This is a genomic window from Helicobacter acinonychis, from assembly GCF_900461455.1.
GTDB lineage: Bacteria > Campylobacterota > Campylobacteria > Campylobacterales > Helicobacteraceae > Helicobacter > Helicobacter acinonychis.
On the sequence record NZ_UGIA01000001.1, the window covers coordinates 916,095 to 936,942 of the forward strand.

A 20,848-nucleotide genomic window follows, 5' to 3' on the forward strand; every position below is an offset into this window, starting at 1 on the left:
TTTTTAGGAATAGAGTTTGCTTGTCTCTAATATTAATTTTTATGAGAAATACAAAGATTAATCCTTTTCTATATCCATCACTATAATAATCCCCCTAAACTTGTGTTATGCTCGCTACAAACACGCATGCACTCTCAGATTTTAGCACCATATCTAATGGGATGCGATAAATTTCACGCTCTTTAAATTGCCCTTTTTCTTGTTTGCTAAAGCCCCCTTCAGGCCCTATGATAACGCCCTTTTCAGCACTAAAATTTGTTTGTAACATTTTGCCATTAAAATCCAAAACGCACGCTTTAGGGTAGGCTTTTAGCATTTCTTTAGTGTTTGAAAACACTTCCAATTCCATTAAAGCACCACGGCCGCATTGCTCACAAGAATTGATCAAAATCTTTTGAAACCGCTCTAATTTAGCGCTGTCTATTTTTTCATTACGCTGGCTAAAATCCGCATAAAATAAACTTAACTTATTCACGCCTAATTGGTTGAGAAAGGGCAATATTTTTTCAATGCTTTTAACTTCAATCACGCTTAAAATCAAATGCGTTTTTTTGCTAGCCATGATCTCTAATTCTTTTTGACCCACTAACCTTAAAAGGGCATGTTTTTTGGTAATTTCCACATGCTCATAGGTGTATAAAAAGCTGTCTTTTAAGTTTCTTAAATCCAAACCACTCGCACTTTTTATGCGCCTTGAACGGTATAAATGCGTATAACTTTCGCCCTCTATTTTTAAAGTAGGCTCTTTGGCTAAAGGGTGATAGACAAAACGCATTCAAACTACCATTAACACAATGATAAGAATCGTTTCTAAAAAATACAGGATTTTAGCTTTTTTAATATAAGCTTCCATCCGTTCTTTTTTAGTGATGGCGAATTTCGCGCTTTTATGGCGTTTGATTTCTGCTATAAGCACCGACAATGACCCCAAAAGCATGACAATCACCTTAAAAGAAAAAGCGAATTGTTGCATCGCCCAAACAAAAATCCCGCTCAAAAAAGCGATGCTTAAAAGGATATAAATCGCAGGCATGACAAGATAGATTTTTCGGTTTAATTGGATCAAATTCTTCTCTCTAAAAAGGGTGTAAAGATTGATGATAAAAGCTAGGGCGAGCAAGGCGGCAAAAAAGGCATGGATAAGTAAGGGTTGAGCCATTACAGAATCTTGTGTGTTTAGCGCTTGCAAACTCATCTTTAAGTATAAATTTCCTTTTAGTGATTTATGTTTGATTAAGCCTTTTATTCTATCATGCAACAATGAATTTAGCCCAAGAAAACCTTAACAGCCCAAACAACCTAGGAAATAACGCCACAAAATCCCCTAAAGAAACGGTCATTCTTTTGAATATGGGAGGGCCTAACAGCCTTTATGAAGTGGGGGTGTTTTTAAAAAACATGTTTGATGACCCCTTTATCCTTACCATTAAAAATAATTTCATGCGTAAAATGGTGGGTAAAATGATTGTCAATAGCCGCATAGAAAAATCCAAAAAGATCTATGAAAAATTAGGAGGCAAATCCCCTTTAACGCCTATCACATTCGCCCTTACGGAGCGTTTGAATGAATTAGATCCTTCTCGTTTTTACACTTATGCGATGCGTTATACCCCCCCTTATGCGTCCATGGTGTTGCAAGATTTAGCTTTAAAAGAGGTAGAAAGCCTAGTGTTTTTTTCTATGTATCCTCAATATTCTAGCACCACCACCCTTTCTAGTTTCAATGACGCTTTTAACGCCCTAAAATCTTTAGAAACTTTCCGCCCTAAAGTGCGAGTGATAGAGCGCTTTTATGCGAGCGAAAAACTTAATGAAATCATTTTAAACACGATTTTAAGCACCCTAAACAACCACAAAAGCCAAGATTTTGTCTTAATCTTTTCAGTCCATGGCTTACCTAAAAGCATTATTGACGCAGGCGATACTTACCAGCAAGAATGCGAACACCATGTGGATTTGTTAAAAGATTTGATGCGACAAAAAAATATCCATTTTAAACAGGTTTTACTCTCTTACCAATCCAAGCTAGGACCCATGAAATGGTTAGAGCCAAGCACTGAAGGATTGATAGAAAAGCACCGCAAATCTAACATTATCATCTACCCTTTGGCTTTTACGATTGACAATTCTGAAACGCTCTATGAGTTAGAGATACAATACCGCTTAATGGCAGCACGCCTAGCGATTAAAGAATATTTAGTTTGTCCGTGTTTAAACGACTCCATAGAGTTTGCAAAGTTCATCATTGAATTAGTGAAAAATCTTAAAGATGAGTGAAACTTGCATAAAAAAGCGATTATTGTAGTAAGATATTGAGTTTCAAATTATGACAAAAAAGTTATTGCAAAAAAGGTTATTTTATGTTTTCATTTTCTTATTTTTTTTCCAAAAAATTTTTAAGCGTTTTACTGCTTATTTCATTAGTTTTAAGCGCTTGCAAGTCCAACAATAAGGACAAATTAGACGAAAATCTTTTAAGTTCAGGCTCTCAAAGCTCTAAAGAATTAGACGATGAGCGAGACAATATAGACAAAAAGAGTTACGCCGGTTTAGAGGATATTTTCTCAGACACCAAGTTCATTAGCCCCAATGATAAATACATGCTTTTAGTTTTTGGGCGTAATGGTTGCTCCTATTGTGAAAGGCTTAAAAAAGATCTCAAGAATGTCAAGGAATTGCATGATTATGTTAAGGATCATTTTAGCGCTTACTATATCAATATCAGCTACCCTAAAATGCATAATTTTAAAGTCGGCGATAAAGATAAAAATGATGAAAAAGAAATCAAAATGTCCACAGAAGAATTGGCGCAAATTTATGCCGTCCAATCCACCCCTAGCATTGTTTTATCTGACAAAACCGGTAAAACCATCTATGAATTGCCCGGTTACATGCCTTCTACACAATTTTTAGCCGTGTTGGAATTTATTGGCAATGGAGAATACCAAAAAGCAGCAAGCGATAAGGATTTCATCAAGCAATTAAAAGCTTACATCAAATACAAAACCGATCTTTCTAAAAACAAGTCTAGCTAGGAAATGCTAATGAAAAGTCTCAAAAGCTTGCTTTCTCTTTTGCTAGCTTCTTTTTGGGTCGCTATCCCTTTAATTATCCTTTACGCTTTGGCATGCGCGATAGCCACTTTTATAGAAAACGACTACGGCACAAGCGCGAGTAAGGCTATTGTGTATAACACCCCTTGGTTTAATTTCTTGCATGCGTATTTGTTGGTGGTTTTAATAGGCACTTTCATTAAGTCTAAAGCTTTGGAGCGCAAAAGGTATGCGAGCCTTTTTTTCCATAGCTCGTTGATTTTAATCATTTTAGGGGCAGCGATCACGCGTTTTTTTGGCGTGGAAGGCCTTATGCATGTGCGAGAAAATAGTGTTCAAAGCTCTTTTGAAAGCACGGACACTTACCTTAACATCAGTTTGAATGACACGACTAAACTTTCTTTAAAAACTCCTTTAACCTTTTATCATCCCAAACGATTAAGACCTATTCATGCCACTTTAGATCACAAGCCTTTAATTTTAGAACCATTAGAGATTTACAAACAAAACGCCATTAAAAAAGATGACGCCACTATTTTAGTGCTAAAAGCGACTTATAATGGCGTGAGCCACAAATTCAACCTTATTAAAACCAACAGAAATGAAGGCATAGAAGAGAGCGAAATGTTTAAAGACGACAAGCTTTCTTTAAGTTTTGGATCGGCTTATATTGAATTGCCTTTCCAAATCAAATTGAAGCGTTTTGAATTAGAGCGCTACGCTGGCTCTATGAGCCCTTCATCTTACGCTTCAGAAGTGGAAGTGTTAAAACTGGATAACACCTTAATCAAACCTTATAGGATTTTTATGAACCATGTCTTAGATTATGAAGGCTATCGCTTTTTCCAATCTTCCTATGATATGGATGAAAAAGGCACGATCCTTTCTGTCAATAAAGACCCAGGCAAAATCCCCACTTATTTAGGGTATGCGATACTTATTTTAGGGGCTTTGTGGTTGCTTTTGGATAAAAATGGGCGTTTTTTAAAGCTTTCACGCTTTTTAAAATCCCAACAAATGGCTAGTTTCTTACTCGCTTTCATTTTAATAAGCCCTTTAACTCATTCGTTCGCTGATGAGGCTAAAATTGATACGCATGGGGGCAAAAGCCCTAAAATAGAGCGCCAAGATGTAGAAAACTCCGCTAACAAAGAAGATTCTAAAAACGCTATTTTAGAGCGTTTGAAACATTTAAGAGAGTATTCCAAAGACCATTTGAAAACCTTTCAAAGGCTTCAAGTTCAGGATTTTGATGGGCGTATCAAACCCCTTGATACCATTAGCATTGAATATATCCATAAGATTTTAAGAAAAGATGATTTTCAAGGGCTAAACGCCATGCAAGCGCTTTTAGGGATCATGTTTTTTCCTGATGATTGGCGCAGTATTAAAATGATTTACACTTCCACTAAAGCCTTAAGAAAGCTTATTGGCACGCCTTTAGATGAAAGCCGTATCGCTTTTAGAGATGTGTTTGATAGCCGTGGGTATAAATTGAAAAATCTAGTTGAAGAAGTCAATCAAAAATCCCCTAATGAGCGCAATGAGCTAGATAAAGATGTCTTAAAAGTGGATGAGCGTATCAATTTAGTTTATACGCTTTTTAGCGCTCAATTTTTACGCATTTTCCCTAGCGATAAAACTAGTGCTTGGCTCTCGCCCATTGAAGCGATCAATAGCCCTAATAAAGAAATTTCAAGCGTGGCAACGGATTTTTTAAAAAATATTTTTAGTGGGTTTGATGACGCTTTAAGAACCAATCGATGGGATAAAGTAGAAAAAACCCTACAAGATTTAAGCATCTATCAGCAAGAGCATGCTAAAAATCTCTATTTGTCCCCTTCTAAAGTTGATTCTGAAATTTTCTTAAACCACACGAATTTTTTTAACAGCCTAACCTTACCTTATATTTTTCTTGGGCTATTGCTTTTTATCGTTGTGATCAGCTCTCTTATTAAAAACACCCCCCCTAATATTTGGATCACTAGAATCCTTTATACCGCCATCTTACTCTGCGCGCTCGCTCATTCTATGGGGTTATTTTTGCGTTGGTATGTGAGCGGGCATTCGCCTTGGAGTAACGCTTATGAATCCATGCTCTATATCGCATGGGCTTCTATTGTTGCAGGGTTTATTTTACGCTCCAAACTCGCCTTATCCGCTTCCAGCTTTCTAGCCGGTATTGCACTCTTTGTGGCTCATTTAGGCTTTATGGACCCTCAAATTGGCCATTTAGTGCCGGTGTTAAAATCCTATTGGCTCAATATCCATGTCTCTGTCATTACCGCTAGTTATGGTTTTTTGGGCTTGTGTTTTGTGCTAGGGATTTTAAGCTTGGTTTTGTTTATTTTACGCAAACAAGGGCGTTTCAATTTAGACAAAACCATTCTTTCCATTAGCGCTATCAATGAAATGAGCATGATTTTAGGCTTATTCATGCTCACAGCTGGGAATTTCTTAGGTGGGGTGTGGGCGAATGAATCTTGGGGGCGTTATTGGGGGTGGGATCCTAAAGAAACCTGGGCGTTGATTTCTATTTGTGTCTATGCTTTGATCTTGCATTTGCGTTTTTTAGGCTCTAAAAATTGGCCCTTTATTTTAGCGAGCAGCAGCGTGCTGGGGTTTTATTCGGTTTTAATGACTTATTTTGGCGTGAATTACTACCTTTCTGGTTTGCACAGCTATGCCGCAGGCGATCCCTTGCCGATCCCTACTTTCTTGTATTTTTTGGTAGCGATACCTTTTGTGCTCGTAGTTTTAGCGTATTTCAAACGCCATTTGAGTTTGCCTAAATTAGTTTAAAGGATAAAAGTGTTCCAACCCCTACTAGACGCTTATACAGACAGCACTTATTCAGATGCATCAGACCACAAGCCCCCCTTAAATATAGCCATAGCGAATGGGTGGTCTTTAGGCAAAAAAGAAACCAAAGGGTTTAGGCGTTTCATCTTGCATTTTATTTTAAGCCAATATTACGAAATCACTTATCACCGAAACCCTAAAAAGCCTGCAGACCTAGTTTTTAGTAACCCCCTTAGACAAGCTAGAAAAATCCTGTCTTATCAAAACACTAAACGAGTGTATTACACCGGCGAAAATGAAGCACCCAACTTCAACCTCTTTGATTACGCCATAGGCTTTGAGGAAAAAATTAAAATTCAAACCTCCTTTTTTAGTTAAAACTAATTCTTAATCATATACATTTTGTGATTACATTTTGTGATAAAATCCAAGCCTTATTGAGCCATTGGCTTGTATTTTTCTCATTTTTACTGAATTTTGAAAATTTTCATGCACTCGTTTACTTTTTTATTATCATTTATGCTATAATTATGAGACAAATTTAATTCAACACAAAGGAGATTTTATGTTATCACACGATACCATTAAATTATTGAACGAACAAGTTAATAAAGAAATGAACTCTTCTAACTTGTATATGAGCATGAGTTCTTGGTGCTATACCCATAGCTTAGATGGTGCAGGGCTTTTCTTGTTTGACCATGCGGCTGAAGAATACGAGCATGCTAAAAAGCTTATTGTCTTCTTGAACGAAAACAATGTGCCTGCACATTTCAACAGCATCAGCGCGCCTGAGCATAAGTTTGAAAGCTTGACTCAAATTTTCCAAAAAGCTTACAAGCATGAGCAAGACATCAGCAAGTCTATCGCTAACATCGTGGATCACGCTTTAAAAAGCAACGATTATGCGACTTTCAATTTCTTGCAATGGTATGTGGCTGAACAGCATGACGAAGAAGTGCTTTTCAAGGATATTTTGGATAAAATTGAGTTGATTGGTAATGAAAACCACGGCTTGTATTTGGCTGATCAGTATATCAAAGGGATCGCTAAAGGCAGGAAATCTTAATTTTAGGGTCATTGGGTGCAAAAACTAGCCGTTTTTGATTTTGACTCCACGCTTATCAATGCTGAGACGATTGAGTCTTTAGCGAGGGCGTGGGGGGTTTTTGATGAAGTGAATACAATCACTTTGAAAGCCATGAATGGCGAGACAGATTTTCACAAGAGTCTTATTTTAAGGGTCTCCAAACTCAAAAACATGCCTTTAAAACTGGCCAAAGAAGTTTGTGAAAGTCTGCCTTTATCTGAAGGGGCGCTTGAGCTCATTAGCGCTTTAAAAGAGAAAAACTACAAAGTGGTTTGCTTTAGTGGGGGTTTTGATCTAGCGACGAATTATTATAGGGATTTATTAAATTTAGATGCGGCTTTTAGCAACACGCTCATCGTGGAAAATGACGCCTTAAACGGCTCAGTAACTGGGCATATGATGTTTTCGCACTCTAAAGGCGGAATGTTGCTCGCTTTACAACGCTTACTAAATATCAGTAAAGATCGCACTTTAGTCGTGGGCGATGGGGCGAATGACTTGAGCATGTTCCAACATGCCCGCATAAAAATCGCTTTCAACGCTAAAGAAATCTTAAAACAACACGCCACGCATTGCATCAATGAGCCTGATTTAGCGCTAATCAAGCCTTTGATTTGAAAAGGTTAAAAGCATTTTTTACAATAGTAAAGGGCTTGATTTCAGTCAAGCGATAGTTTCTTAAAAAAAATTTAAAATCAAATAACCACAATTTGTTTTTAAAAATTAAAGATAAAGTTGTTTTAAGCCATATTTCATTAAAATAAAGCTTTTATAATACAAGGATACACAAGCATACAAATGTTCCAACCCCTACTAGACGCTTATACAGACAGCGCTTATTCAGATGCATCAGACCACAAGCCCCCCTTAAATATAGCCATAGCGAATTGGTGGGGAGGCACTAAAGGATTTGAAGCGAGCGTTCTTTATTTTATCTTAAGTTGGCGTTATAAAATCGCCCTTCATGAAAACCCCAACAAACCTGCAGACCTAGTTTTTAGTAACCCCCTTGGACAAGCTAGAAAAATCCTATCGTATCAAAACACTAAACGAGTGTTTTACACCGGCGAAAATGAAGCGCCCAATTTCAACCTCTTTGATTACGCCATAGGCTTTGATGGATTGGATTTTAAAGAGCGTTATTTAAGGATGCCTTTGTATTATGCCCGTTTGCATGATAAGGCTCAAAGCGTGAATGACACCACTGCACCCTACACTCTTAAATCTGATAGCCTTTATGCTTTAAAAAAGCCTACCCATCGTTTTAAAGAATACCACCCTCATTTATGCTCTGTAGTGAAAGGCGAGAGTGACCCTTTTAAAAGAGGGTTTGCAAGTTTTGTAGCGAGTAACGCTAACGCCCCTATAAGGAACGCTTTCTGTGAGGCTTTAAATTCTGTTGAGCCAGTTACTGGGGGAGGAGCAGTGAAAAACACTCTAGGCTATAATGTCACAAACAAGAGCGAGTTTTTAAGCCAACACAAGTTTAATCTCTGTTTTGAAAACGCTCAAGGCTATGGCTATGTGACTGAAAAAATCATTGACGCTTATTTTAGCCACACTATCCCTATTTATTGGGGGAGTCCTAGCGTGGCGCAAGACTTTAACCCTAAAAGTTTTGTGAATGTGCATGATTTTAAAGATTTTGATGGAGCGATTGATTATATAAGATACTTGCACACCCACGAAAACGCGTATTTAGACATGCTTTATGAAAACCCTTTAAATGTGATTGATGGGAAAGCTTGTTTTTACCAAGATTTGAGTTTTAAAAAAATCTTAGATTTTTTTAAAACGATTTTAGAAAATGACACGATTTACCACAATAACCCTTTTGTTTTTGATCGCGATTTGCATGAGCCATTAGTGTCAATTGATAATTTGAGAGCGGATTTATTGCTGCTAAAGGATAATTATGATGGTTTGAAAACAGACTATGACCATCTCTTCAAGAGCGCCTTACCTTTATTGGAATTGTCTCAAACCACCTCTTTTAAAATCTATCACAAAATCTACCAAAAAACCTTACCCTTACTGTGCATGGCAAGAAAGTTAGTTAAAAAGTAAATTTATTTTATAATTTATTTTATAACATCAGTTATTAACTCAAAACAAAGGATAGCCGCATGCAAAATGGTCAAACCACCCTAAAAAATGTCTTTTTAGAGGACGGATACAGCATCCCCAATTATCAAAGGGATCATGCTTGGAAAGAAAAGAATTTTGAAGATTTAAAAATTGAAATTAGAAGTCGCTGAAGAAAATCAAGATTTCTTTAAAACGATTTTAGAAGAAGCAGAAAAAGGGAATATTAGCCATTGTGCAGAAATTATAGACATAGACACTGAGGGTAAGAAAAATCTCTTAGAAGTCTTAAGAACTATTTTGGATAAGGTCAGTCCATTGAATGAAGAAGAGATCAATGAACATTTGGAAGCCCTTTTAGAAATGGTTGTGGTGTGGCTAGAAGAACCTGATTCTGAAAGAGCGATCAAAACATTTCAAAGCGTGAATGATAGGGGAGTGCCTCTTCATTTGCTAGACAAATTTATCAACGATCATTTTGGAGAAATTTTTGGACACAACGAAGCAAGCAAAGAAAACGCCTATAACACTCAAGGGTAAACTAAAAAAGTTAAAGAAAATAGCTTGGAAAAGTTTATCAGAGACTATGTCAGCGATTTGAAAGAATTCTACCAAGCTTTTTTGAAATTATTGGATGAAATTGGTAAGAATCCAACCACCTTTAAAGTCATGCTCATGAGCATTAATTAGCATTTTTACAATTCGCTCATCCGCTTGAAAATCAACGAGGAATTAGACGATGAGATGCTAATACTTTTTGCAAAAGTCAGTATTTTGTTTTTTAAAAGTGGCACAACATTGAACGCACCGGCTCATTATCTAATTTATAAGTATCTTGAAAGTGGCAAAGAGGGATTGAAAAATGAAATGATTGCCCAATGCAAATTTCATCCTAAGATTAATATAGAGTTGGCTTCTCAAAACTTTGTAAGCAATGCATTCAATTCAGATTACTTCCACTACGCATTCTTTGAAAAGAAATGCAAAGATATGGAGTTTCACGATCTAAAAAATTTAATCAAAGGGAAACAACTTGCTCAAGAAAAAGAGCATATTATTCCTACTGATTTATTGAGACAAGGAAATGAAGTTGAGATCCAAAACCTTGGATTTGAAAACAAGGATGATCTTGGAAAACACATTGACGCGTATGGTAATTTGATCTCCTTGGAGAAATCGCTCAATATCAAAGCAAGCAATAAAGATTTGTATGGGAAGTGTGAAATCTACAAGGAGAGTAAAATCCCTTTTAACAGATCTGACAAACTCTTTGATGCAAAAAACTTCAATAAAAAGGGATTGATAAAAAGAAATGAAAGAATGGTTGATCAATACTTTTTTAAGGATTTCACTGCCAACTAAAAACTCTCCTTTTAGGGGGTGTTTTATAGTAAAACACCCTTTAAAAAACGCCTTTTAGTCTTTTTAAATTTAGGCTTTTTCAAGCGATTACTAGAGACTTTCTTAAAATAGGGTTTTTAAACAACCCTTTAAACCCCTTGGGCTATCATCGCAGACGCTACCTTTCTAAAACCAGCGATATTAGCCCCTAAAACAAAATTAGTAGGGTCTTTAAACTCTTTAGCGGTTTGAGAGACATTTTTATAAATCTCTTTCATAATATGGTGTAATTTTGCATCCACCACTTCAAAACTCCATGGGTGCATGCTCGCATTTTGTGCCATTTCCAAACCGCTCACGCTCACCCCCCCAGCATTAGCCGCCTTGCCTAAACCATAAGAAATCTTAGCCTGCAAAAACAATTCAACCGCTTCATTGCTTGAGGGCATGTTTGCCCCTTCAACCACGCATTTACATCCGTTAGAAAGGAGGGTTTTGGCGTCTAAAACGCTCAATTCATTCTCTGTCGCGCTAGGAAAAGCTGCAAAACAAGGCACATGCCATATTGCATTCCCCCCTTTGGGGTAGTTTTCTACAGGCGTGTATTTCGCGCTTGTTTTTTCTAAAGCGTATTCTTTAATCCTCCCACGACGCGCTTCTTTAATCTCTTTTAAAAGATCTAAATCAATGCCCTCTTTATCATAAATCATGCCATTAGAATCGCTTGCAGTTACCGGTTTAGCACCTATTTGAAGCAATTTTTCAATCGTATAAATAGCGACATTACCGCTCCCAGAAACGCTGCAAATCTTACCCTCTAAAGAGCTGTTTCTTTCCTGTAACATTTCTTCAGCAAAATACACGCACCCATAACCGGTAGATTCTTTTCGGCATAAACTCCCCCCATAAGTAAGCCCCTTACCGGTCAATACGCCCTCAAAACGATTGACTAATTTCTTGTATTGCCCAAACAAATAGCCAATCTCTCTTTCACCCACCCCAATATCCCCAGCTGGCACATCAGTTGTGGCTCCAATATGGCGGTATAATTCATTCATGAACGCTTGACAAAAACGCATGATTTCATGCTCGCTCTTTCCCTTAGGGTCAAAATCGCTCCCCCCCTTAGCACCCCCCATAGCCAAAGTAGTAAGCGAATTTTTTAACACTTGCTCAAAGCCTAAGAATTTGATCACGCTTTCATTCACGCTAGGATGGAATCTCAAACCCCCTTTATAAGGACCAATAGCCGAATTGAATTCAACCCTACACCCCCAATTGACTTGGATTTGATTATTATCATCTAGCCAACACACTCTAAAAAAAATCTCTCTTTCAGGCTCAATCAAACGCTCTAAAATCGCATGCTTTTGGTAACTTTTATCGCTGTCTAAAAGGGGTTTTAACGAAGTGATAGCTTCATAGACAGCTTGATGGAACTCTTTTTGATAAGGGTATTTTTTTTGTAAAGATTGGAGGATTTTTTCAATATACATGAGCGGCATTCCTTTATTGTTTTTAGGTTTTTATTGTAACACTAAAAGGGTAATTAAGTTTTAATTCTTTTGGCTTTTCTCATCAAAAGGGATAGTTAAAATTTTATTTTTAATTTTTCAAACTCAGCTATCGCTTGATTAAATCAAGCTCTTTATCATTTATCTTAAAAAACTTTTTAAAATACCTACAAACCCTCTATCAAAGCCACTCAAATCCTTGTAAAACTTTGCATCATAACCGCAAAATTCCAAGCATTCTTTCAAGCTTTTCAACTGATCATACCCCATTTCACAAACCAAAAAAGGGATTTTCAATTCAGCGGCTAAAAAAATGATTTCTTTTAAGATTTCATCGCCTTTGATCCCACCAAAAAGGGCTTCATGCGGTTCTTTTAAAACGGATTTATCCAAAGGATAACCTTTAGCGATATAGGGTGGGTTAGAGACAAGCATTGGTGTTGTTGGCATATGATCCCAAAGATGCGTTTTTTTTAAGAAAAGGCACTTTTTCAAGTCAAAGCGTTCAATATTTTTTGACGCCACTTCTAAAGCGTTTTGTGAAATATCGCTCGCATAAATAGAGAGATTAGGGTTTTCTAAAGCCAAACTCACCGAAATGCAACCGCTCCCTATGCCTATTTCGCCCACCTCTTTTAAATGGTATTGAGAAATAATATCCAACGCTTTTTGAACTAAAATCTCCGTTTCAGGCCGTGGGATTAAAACATGCTCATTCACAAAAAAAGAGCGCCCATAAAAACTGCAGCTTTCTAGTAAATACTCTATGGGGTAGTCGTTCAAGCGTTTTTTTACCAATTCAAAAAAACGCATTTCTTCTCTATGGTTTAATTCTAAATGTGCATGCGTGTGCAAAAAAACCCTCTCTTTTTGCAAAACAAAGCCTAACAAAATTTCAGACTCTAACCCCCCCCTAAAACCTTTTTGGGATAATCCTTTTTTGGCTTTGTTTAGGGCTTGTGAAAGGGTCATTCAATTTTGTAATCCAAAGCTTTCAAGCACTCTAAAAGTGGCGGGTGTGTGAAATGCAAGAAAACATAGAAGGGGTGCGAATAAGGGAAAGTCTTATTTTCATTGGCGATAGACACTAAAGCTTTGGCTAAAGTTTCTTTAGAGCTTAAACTCGCCCCAAATTTGTCGGCATGGTATTCATTACTTGCGGCTAAAAATCCGATCAAAGGCATGGCGTAAAAGGAAAATACCGGCAAAAACAAAAGTAAAATGGTGATCAAACTCGCTGGCGTCTCTGAAACATTAAAGCCTTCAAAGACGATTGGCGGCAAATAGGAAATGATCACAAATGCCAAAGCGAGCAAACTTCCCATAATCCCTAAACCTTTCAGCAAATCCTTATTTTTGAAATGCCCCAACTCATGCCCTAAAATCGCTAAAAGCCCATCTGTCCCAACCTTAGAAAACAAAGTGTCAAACAATACCACTCGTTTATTTTTACCCAACTCTCCAAAATACGCATTCAAGCACCCATCTCTCTTACTAGCATCCATCACAAAAATGCCTTGGGATTTAAAACCCACTTTATCCATCATGCTTTCAATTTGCTTTTCCAAATTCCTATTGTTTAAGGGGGTGAATTGGTTGAAAAGCTGTGTGATTTTAGGGTAAAAAAGATTAGCCAAAATCATAAAAGCAAACACGACGACAAACGAGCTAATCTCCCAATGCTCTACATGTTGAATGATCATAACAAGAATGTAAATCAATAACAACCCCACGCCTAAAGTGAGCAACAAGCTTTTGAAAAAATCCTTAAAAAACAACGATAAACTCACTTTAGAAAAACCAAATCCCTTATCCAAATGCATGGTGGTATAGTAGCTAATCGGTAAGGATAAAAGGCTTTGAATCGCTAAAAATGACAATGCAAACACCACATAACCTAGCGTTTCAGAAAGGTTTAAATAATGCGTTAAATCTTCTAAATGCGTCAGACCAAAAAAGACCCAGCCAGCGAAGATGATGCCGTCCAAAAATTGAGAAACAATAGATAATTGCATTTTTCTAATGGCATAATAGCCCGCTTTTTCATAATCCTTTTTGGGGAGCAAAATAGGCTTCTCGCAAAGCTTTTGGCGGATAAAATACACTTGCAAAACATCGCCTAGAATATGAGGAGCCGTAAAAAAGAGCAAATAGAAAATAAAAATTATCATATCTATCCATACATCAAGCATGTTCTAAACTCCTTTTTAATCAATTTATCAGTAAAACTGCAATATCAGTAAAACTGCAATAAGTGATGATTGTAACAGTGTTTTTTAAACATTTACTATCGCATTAAATAAACATGATAGAAAAAAGGCTATTTTTGAAATTTTTATCGCCACAGGTTAAAAGTTGTATGATTAAACCCACGACAAATAAAAAGGTCTTGCATGCCCCATTCTTTTAAAAAGCGTTTTTTGATGGTTTATATTTCTTCTACCTTGCTTTTAGTGGGGGTTTTATTAGCGTTATTCATCTTTTATGCGAAAAATAGTCTCATAGAAAATACCCAAATACGCATGCAATACACTGCTGATGCTATCGCTAAAAGCCTTTTAGAATTGGATAATATCTCTTCTTTAGAGCCTTTAAAAATCTTAGAAGAGCGATTCAAAAACACCCCCTTTGTCTTGCTGGATACAGGCAATAAGGTCAAGCTTTCTAATGTTGGGGCGTTTGTGGTCTCTTTTAAAAATGAAACGCCCATCAAAACCCCCTATTTTGTGCTTAAAAAACAGGGTTTTTACCTCATAGATAACGCCCCAAATAACCGCTTAGGGATCTCTAAAATCATTATCGCAGAAGAAGAGATCCAAAAAACCTTTATCCCCCTTTATAAAATTGCAGGCTATGCGTTTTTAAGCGCAAGTTTGTTTATCGCATTGATAGCCAGGTGGCTTTATCAAATGAAAATCTCATAAGACCGCTTTTTTAACTATCCCTTGCTTAATGCAAGCTCTTTTATTGTTATTTAAAAAATACTTTTGAGTTTTTTAGTTTTCATAATCAACACGCCATTAGAAAAAGCTATTGAGAATTGAAACTAAAACAATCATTTTTCCACCAACATGGGTATTTTTAAAGCTTTTAGCCGCATTTTCAAGCTGTTTTAGGGCTTCTTCTTTGATTTTGTAAGGGCCAAAAAATAATGCATGAGAGAGTCTTTTTTCTCTATTTGGTAAGGGAAATTTTTGAGCGTTTGTAAAAAATCCTTGCTGGGCGTGTTTAAAAAAGCCTCCACTTGCAAATAATACCCTTTAGGGATACTCGCATCTTTTAAGCTAGGTTTTTCTTGATGCTCATTTTTAGGTGGTTCTTTTAAGGGCTGGGATTGATTGAGAGCAACCTCATGCTTATGGGCTTTTTTGATTTTTCTTTTCACCTTTTTGCCCTCTATACAAAAATCATATAAATCATGGATTCTTTGCTTCACATAAGCTTCATAGCAATTCTTATAAATCGGACTATTTTCAATAGTAGCCTTGGGGCTTATTAACATGACTAACGCTATGCATTCTTCATGGGCGACTTTGAGCCATTCTTCTTCGCTTTGCTCTAGGATTTCTTTAATTTTAGGGAACTCATACCGCGTGCTTTTTCCCATATTATCTAACATTTTGATAAGATCTTCATAGGGTTTGGTTGAGCCTTGATTGGATGGGGGTAAATTTTTAGGCGCATTTTGAGGGCTTTTAGGCTAGGTGGTTATCTTTTTGCCCTCTAAACCAACAGCGTTTCTCAAAAAGAGAAAAACCAACAACAGCGTAATTTTTAATATATTCTTTTGCATTTATCATTCCCATGTAAAGCCAATACATAGTAAAATGATAGCAAAAACTCACACGAGGAACGAAAATAAAAGCCAACCAAAATTTTCAAACCACAACCACACCACGAAACAAACCATTAAAAACAGATTATTGCGGATTTTAAAAAAGTGAGGAATTTTAGAGGGCAAGCCAAGTTGATAGACCCTTGATTATAAAAAAATGGAGAGCGTTTAGCTTCTTCTTTAAACTCTATTTAACCAATCCTGCCATAAAACAATCAATAACGATGAGATTTGATATAACAATTCTTTTCTTTTAACAAACTCTTGCTTGATTTATCTTTTTTTAGTAAGACTTCAAGCATGGGTCATAGTCAAAAAACTTTCTCTGCTCGGTGCAATAAAGTCACGGATAATGTGTGCATTTATTTGTATATCTCTTATTCTTATTCTTTAGCTTTTTATAACCACTCTTATTATTAATGTTTTTTGTGTAGGATTTACGCTGTGAGTTTAGAGAGTTCCAACCCTATCTCTTGTAATTGGGCTATGGGGCGGAAATGGTGACCCATTCTCACTTTGTTTATATTTCACTAATCATTTTTTAAAAACGCTTTCAAGCTTCAAAAGGGTTAAAACAAGTGTTAAAGGGATTTTATAATCAATCTTTGGAAGAAAAAACCATAAAAACATAGTATCCTATGCCTACAAGAAAAACAAGAATTAAAAAAATGAGCAATCCCCATTCTAAAGAATCCATAATTCCTCTTTAAAGAATGTTAAAATGGTGCGCTTGGCAGGACTCGAACCTGCGACCTACGGCTTAGAAGGCTGTTGCTCTATCCAGCTGAGCTACAAGCGCATGATATTGGCGTTAGGTGGTGCGCCCGAAGGGAGTCGAACCCCTAACCCCCAGATCCGAAGTCTGGTGCTCTATCCAATTGAGCTACGAACGCTTACAATTTAAATAAAGAAACGACTAATAATATAAACTTGGTAAAAAACGCTTATTTTATGAGATGGGGTGGAAGATGGGAATCGAACCCACGACCCTCAGGACCACAATCTGATGCTCTAACCGACTGAGCTACTCCCACCATTGAAAGAGAGCGATATTTTACCAAAGAATTTTAAACAAAACAACACATTATGCAAAAAGTGGTCGGGGCGAAAGGATTCGAACCTTCGACCCCTTGGTCCCAAACCAAGTGCGCTAACCAGACTGCGCTACGCCCCGAGATTTTTCACATAAATTGCTATTATAACTGAATTTTTTGATTTTTGAACGCAATTTTTCAACATACAGCTAAAAATTAAAAAACAACGCTCAAAAAATACCCTAATCCAACTCCCCCACGCTTTTAAAAAAGCCGCCATTTAAAAGCGGCTCTAAATGATTTTAAACTTTTTCTTAAAACTACTTGCGGTTTTTCATCTCGCTCGCCATTTTTTCATAACGCCCCATGTTCTTTTTATTCAACTCTTTAGAAACTTGTGCCATAACTTTGTGGTAAGCTTGATTCATGATCTTTTTAATGGCTCTGTCATGATCGGTTTCCTTAATCTTATGTATAAAAGTTTTAGGGACAAAACCTCCAGAATTCATGCGATCCAACACCACTCGTTCAATCACAGCTTTAATTTTTGAAATATCAACGCCAAAACTATGGATAATGTCTTCACTTTTGGGTTCAACAAAATTCAAATTCAAATACCCTGAAGACATGTCAATCACTTTTTCTTCTCTCGTTGCATCGTTTTCTTCCACCAAATCTTCTAAAATCGCCATATTCCCATCCATGCGTAAAACGAGCAACGCCTTTTCTTTTGTGTCTTGGGGGATCTCGCTAACATCTTTGAATGACGAAACGCTATAACCCTTTTTTTCTAACAAACTGCTCAACTGAAAGACTAAAGACTTTTCAAACTCTTTTTGATAATCTTCAGGGATAACTTTATTAACCTCTATGTTAGGTTCAACCAACACGACTAAATGGCTATTTTTAGGTTCTTGCTTGCCTTTAATAGGATAGTAAAAATGCAATTCTACCGACTCGCCCATATTATTATGTTGGTGCTTTGTGGGCATTTCTTCAGCTAAAGCCGTATAAAACGCCCCACTCACTAACAACGATCCTAAAACTAACGCCAAACTACCTTTTTTCATTAACTTCCTTTCTTTTTTAAAATCAGTTTCTAATCTTACCCAAAAAATCCCACTTTTTACCTCTAATTTTGCGGATAATCATTCCCATTCAATCGTTCCTGGTGGTTTAGAAGTAATATCATACACCACCCTATTGATTCCGCTCACTTCATTGGTGATGCGGTTAGAAACCTTTTCTAAAAAAGAATGCCCTAAATGCGAAAAACTCGCCGTCATGCCATCGCTCGCATCCACCGCCCTTAAACAAATAGCGTTTTCATAAGTGCGATTATCCCCCATCACCCCCACAGAATGGGCGTTCAACAGCACGCAAAAAGCTTGCCAAACCTTGTCATACAAATTCGCTTTTTTAAGCTCTTCTATAAAAATAAAATCCGCTTCTTGTAAGCATTTGATTTTACTCTCACTAACCTCGCCCAAAATCCTTACAGCAAGTCCAGGCCCTGGAAAAGGGTGGCGCATTAAAAAATCTTGGCTAACGCCCAGTTCTTTACCCAACAAACGCACCTCATCTTTAAACAATTCCCTTAAAGGCTCTATGAGCTTAAAGTCCATCCATTCAGGCAGTCCGCCCACATTATGGTGGGATTTTATCACTTTTGAAGGCCCTTTAACGCTCACGGATTCAATCACATCAGGGTATAAAGTGCCTTGGGCTAAAAATTCAATTTTGCCTTTCAAATGGTGCTTTTTGGCTTCTTTTTCAAACACTTCAATAAAAGTCTCGCCGATGATTTTTCGCTTCAATTCAGGCTCACTCACGCCCTTTAATTTAGACAAAAAGATTTCTTTAGCGTCTATGGTGTTTAAAGGGATTTGCAAATCCTTAAACATCGCTTGGACTTTTTCTTTTTCATTTTTACGCAACAAGCCATGATCGACAAAAACAGCGATCAAATTATCCTTAATGGCTCTGTGTAATAGCGTAGCGACCACTGTAGAATCCACGCCCCCACTCACCGCGCATAAAACCCTAGCGTCAGAAATTTTTTCTTTTAATCGCGTCATTTCTTTTTGAGCGAAATTTTGCATCCCCCAAGTTTTTTCACAGCCACAAACTAAAAGGGCAAAATTTTCTAAAATTTTTCCCCCCTCTTCGCTTTGAATGACTTCTGGGTGGAATTGCAAGCCAAAAACCTTGCCGCTTTCAATCGCACAATGGAGCGAATTAGGGCTTTTTGCAATGGTAGTGAAACCTTTAGGCAATGTTATGACCTTATCCATATGACTCATCCACACGAGACTTTTTGCTTTCACGCCTTTAAAAATCACAGAATCTTGAATGATCTCTAAAGCGGCCTTGCCAAACTCTTGCTCATTCGCGCAAGCCACTGCCCCCCCAAAAAAATCCACCAAATACTGCATGCCATAGCAAATCCCTAAAATCGGTAGATTCAAATCAAAGATTTTTTCACTGGGCGTGTAAGCGTCTTTAGCATACACGCTCGCTGGCCCCCCACTCAAAATCAAGCCTTTAGGGGCTTTTTTTTGGATGTTTTCTGTGCTTTCAAAAAAGGGGACTATTTCAGCGTAAATCCCGCTCTCTCTTAATCTTCTAGCAATCAGCTGTGTGTATTGGCTCCCAAAATCTAATACTACAATCATCGTTTATTCTTTATTGCTTTGTTTTTTTGTCGTATTGGTTTTTGTAATTCACCCTATAACTTTCAGCTAATTCAGGTACTTTTTGCATAAACCAACGCTCCAAAGCTTCTAATTGGTATTGATAATTCCTACTTTTTGAGCAATATTGAGCATCAATGAGCGAAAATGTATAGAGTGTTTTATTTTCTTTAGACTGGAATAAAAACTCTTTATCGAAAAGCGCTTTTGCGGGCATGTCTCTCATTTCAGACTCAGGCAATAAAAAGGCGTCAAAATCACAAAGCACTTTTTTATTCAATTTGTTGTTTTTTGTGATCACAAAAATGATCTCTTTTTGCATGTCTTGTTTAAAAGCCATAGAAAGCACATTTAAAAAAGGCACGCCCCAACTTTTATCCACCTTAACTTTAAAGACTTTAGGCGAACCCCCCAATAAAACCCCTCCAAAAAAAAGTAATCCCACACACAAACTCGCTTGAAAAATATTCATCTTTTAATCCTTTAAGCGTTAATATTGAAAACAGAAATTAAAGGCATTGGTTGGGTATTATAATATAAAAACTAAAGGATTGATCTATGCTTTTAATTCCTTAAAAAATGGGATTTTGATTACTTTATTTTAAAACCCATTCTCTTAAGGGGATAGGGGGTATTTTGAAATAACTCTCCCCTACAACCCCCTTAAGTAACCTACTAATCCGAGAATACTGCTTTTTTTTAAGAGATTATCGCTTGCTTTTCGCAAGCTCTTTTATTATGTTTGTTGCAAAAATGCTCAAAAGCATTTTTTAAATTTTATGATTAATATAAGAATAAATTTTACTTTTTATTCACGCTGCTCATGTCGGCGACTTTCCCCCACATCAAGCGGTATTTCCTTTTCATAAATTCAATTTCTTCCCTCGCTTTATTGAGTTCATCTCGCATGACATCAATGGTTTTTTTATCTTCTTCATAGACTTCTTGCATAGAGATTAGAGCGTCTTTTAAAAACATGTTTTCATTTTTAAAGGCTGAAATCGTTTCATCTTTAGCGCTAATGACTTTATCATGCAAATTTAAAATCGTGTTAATGGTCTTTTCTACAAACACAGGCTCTAAAGAACGCCCATTCATATCCATAGAAATCAAATTGTTTTCCACTTTTTTAATCAAGGCGTTTGTCCCACTGCTCGCATCAATTAAAAGCTTGTTGTTACTTATTTTGCTTTTAATTTTACCAATATTCACTAACTCTAAGATCCTTTCTTTAGGAAGCCCTGAAAGATGGCTAAACTCCTCTAATTCAAGCCACGCTAAAGCACTCAAATCTTCTAAAACCACCGGCTCTTTAGACTCTTTTTCTTTAATTTCTGCCTCTTGCTTATCTTGTTGTGCCACTTGTGCTTTGTTTAAATCTAAAATATCCAAATTTTTCCT

Annotated in this window: 16 protein-coding genes, 4 tRNA genes and 3 pseudogenes; 9 read left to right on the forward strand and 14 right to left on the reverse strand. The window is 36.8% G+C overall.

Features of this window, described 5'->3' with window-relative positions; all coding sequences use genetic code 11:
• Window positions 1–94: 94 nt before the first annotated feature.
• Together DYI00_RS04380 and DYI00_RS04385 are read right to left on the reverse strand one after the other, a co-directional pair.
• Window positions 95–775, reverse strand: a complete 681-nt coding sequence (locus DYI00_RS04380) for a 16S rRNA (uracil(1498)-N(3))-methyltransferase (RefSeq protein WP_011577432.1) — start codon at window positions 773–775, stop codon at window positions 95–97.
• Window positions 776–1,195 (reverse strand): hypothetical protein, encoded by a 420-nt coding sequence (locus tag DYI00_RS04385; protein WP_011577431.1) that lies wholly within the window; start codon window positions 1,193–1,195, stop codon window positions 776–778. It abuts the gene before it with no gap.
• Window positions 1,196–1,260: 65 nt separating this feature from the next.
• Between DYI00_RS04385 and hemH the strand changes: the two genes are divergently transcribed.
• The 8 genes and pseudogenes from hemH (at window position 1,261) to DYI00_RS04425 (ending at window position 10,392) form a co-directional block, all read left to right on the forward strand.
• Window positions 1,261–2,277: a ferrochelatase gene (gene hemH / locus DYI00_RS04390; protein ID WP_011577430.1), complete on the forward strand. Its 1,017-nt coding sequence runs from the start codon at window positions 1,261–1,263 to the stop codon at window positions 2,275–2,277.
• A gap of 83 nt (window positions 2,278–2,360) precedes the next feature.
• Window positions 2,361–3,035 carry a SoxW family protein gene (locus DYI00_RS04395; RefSeq protein WP_011577429.1) on the forward strand — a complete coding sequence of 225 codons (675 nt, stop codon included), beginning with the start codon at window positions 2,361–2,363 and terminating at the stop codon, window positions 3,033–3,035.
• A 9-nt stretch (window positions 3,036–3,044) separates the two neighbouring features.
• Window positions 3,045–5,855 carry a cytochrome c biogenesis protein CcsA gene (ccsA, locus tag DYI00_RS04400; RefSeq protein WP_104687424.1) on the forward strand — a complete coding sequence of 937 codons (2,811 nt, stop codon included), beginning with the start codon at window positions 3,045–3,047 and terminating at the stop codon, window positions 5,853–5,855.
• A 9-nt stretch (window positions 5,856–5,864) separates the two neighbouring features.
• Window positions 5,865–6,200 (forward strand): annotated as a pseudogene (locus tag DYI00_RS04405) (glycosyltransferase family 10 domain-containing protein); the annotation flags it as partial.
• Between the two features lie 220 nt (window positions 6,201–6,420).
• Window positions 6,421–6,924, forward strand: coding sequence for a ferritin (locus tag DYI00_RS04410; RefSeq protein ID WP_011577426.1), 504 nt, complete (start codon window positions 6,421–6,423; stop codon window positions 6,922–6,924).
• A 15-nt stretch (window positions 6,925–6,939) separates the two neighbouring features.
• The gene (serB, locus tag DYI00_RS04415) at window positions 6,940–7,563 is read left to right on the forward strand and encodes a phosphoserine phosphatase SerB (RefSeq protein ID WP_104709353.1); all 624 of its coding nucleotides are present in this window, start codon (window positions 6,940–6,942) and stop codon (window positions 7,561–7,563) included.
• A gap of 180 nt (window positions 7,564–7,743) precedes the next feature.
• Entirely contained in the window at window positions 7,744–9,012 is a 1,269-nt protein-coding gene (locus DYI00_RS04420; RefSeq protein WP_115365292.1) for a glycosyltransferase family 10 domain-containing protein, read from the forward strand.
• Window positions 9,013–9,071: 59 nt separating this feature from the next.
• Window positions 9,072–10,392: pseudogene (locus DYI00_RS04425) on the forward strand (GmrSD restriction endonuclease domain-containing protein).
• A 128-nt stretch (window positions 10,393–10,520) separates the two neighbouring features.
• Here the strand turns inward: DYI00_RS04425 and gdhA are convergent.
• The 3 genes from gdhA to DYI00_RS04440 all read right to left on the reverse strand — a co-directional run bounded on the left by gdhA (window position 10,521) and on the right by DYI00_RS04440 (window position 14,077).
• Window positions 10,521–11,867: an NADP-specific glutamate dehydrogenase gene (gene gdhA, locus DYI00_RS04430; RefSeq protein ID WP_104687421.1), complete on the reverse strand. Its 1,347-nt coding sequence runs from the start codon at window positions 11,865–11,867 to the stop codon at window positions 10,521–10,523.
• Window positions 11,868–12,026: 159 nt separating this feature from the next.
• Window positions 12,027–12,857, reverse strand: a complete 831-nt coding sequence (gene prmC, locus DYI00_RS04435; protein ID WP_011577416.1) for a peptide chain release factor N(5)-glutamine methyltransferase — start codon at window positions 12,855–12,857, stop codon at window positions 12,027–12,029.
• Window positions 12,854–14,077: a M48 family metallopeptidase gene (locus DYI00_RS04440; protein ID WP_011577415.1), complete on the reverse strand. Its 1,224-nt coding sequence runs from the start codon at window positions 14,075–14,077 to the stop codon at window positions 12,854–12,856. The genes prmC and DYI00_RS04440 overlap by 4 nt, the downstream gene beginning before the upstream one ends.
• Before the next feature lie 201 nt (window positions 14,078–14,278).
• On the opposite strand from DYI00_RS04440, the gene DYI00_RS04445 reads away from it, so the two are divergent.
• Entirely contained in the window at window positions 14,279–14,809 is a 531-nt protein-coding gene (locus DYI00_RS04445) for a hypothetical protein (RefSeq protein WP_011577414.1), read from the forward strand.
• 131 nt (window positions 14,810–14,940) lie between these two features.
• On the opposite strand, the pseudogene DYI00_RS04450 reads toward DYI00_RS04445, so the two are convergent.
• From DYI00_RS04450 to DYI00_RS04490, 9 genes and pseudogenes are all read right to left on the reverse strand, one after another.
• A pseudogene (locus DYI00_RS04450) lies at window positions 14,941–15,678 on the reverse strand (SPOR domain-containing protein).
• Window positions 15,679–16,442: 764 nt separating this feature from the next.
• Window positions 16,443–16,519: transfer RNA gene (locus tag DYI00_RS04455), tRNA-Arg, on the reverse strand.
• 17 nt (window positions 16,520–16,536) lie between these two features.
• Window positions 16,537–16,613 (reverse strand) — tRNA-Arg (locus tag DYI00_RS04460).
• A gap of 64 nt (window positions 16,614–16,677) precedes the next feature.
• Window positions 16,678–16,754 (reverse strand) — tRNA-His (locus tag DYI00_RS04465).
• A gap of 62 nt (window positions 16,755–16,816) precedes the next feature.
• Window positions 16,817–16,894: transfer RNA gene (locus DYI00_RS04470), tRNA-Pro, on the reverse strand.
• Window positions 16,895–17,074: 180 nt separating this feature from the next.
• A complete protein-coding gene (locus DYI00_RS04475) occupies window positions 17,075–17,824 on the reverse strand; it encodes an HpaA family protein (protein WP_011577412.1) in 750 nt (249 codons plus the stop codon).
• Window positions 17,825–17,902: 78 nt separating this feature from the next.
• Window positions 17,903–19,429: a glutamine-hydrolyzing GMP synthase gene (gene guaA, locus DYI00_RS04480; protein WP_011577411.1), complete on the reverse strand. Its 1,527-nt coding sequence runs from the start codon at window positions 19,427–19,429 to the stop codon at window positions 17,903–17,905.
• Window positions 19,430–19,439: 10 nt separating this feature from the next.
• On the reverse strand, window positions 19,440–19,919 hold the full coding sequence (locus DYI00_RS04485; protein WP_011577410.1) for a hypothetical protein: 480 nt from the start codon (window positions 19,917–19,919) through the stop codon (window positions 19,440–19,442).
• Window positions 19,920–20,248: 329 nt separating this feature from the next.
• Complete coding sequence (locus DYI00_RS04490) at window positions 20,249–20,839, reverse strand: DUF3972 domain-containing protein (RefSeq protein ID WP_011577409.1); 591 nt, start codon at window positions 20,837–20,839, stop codon at window positions 20,249–20,251.
• Window positions 20,840–20,848 lie beyond the last annotated feature (9 nt).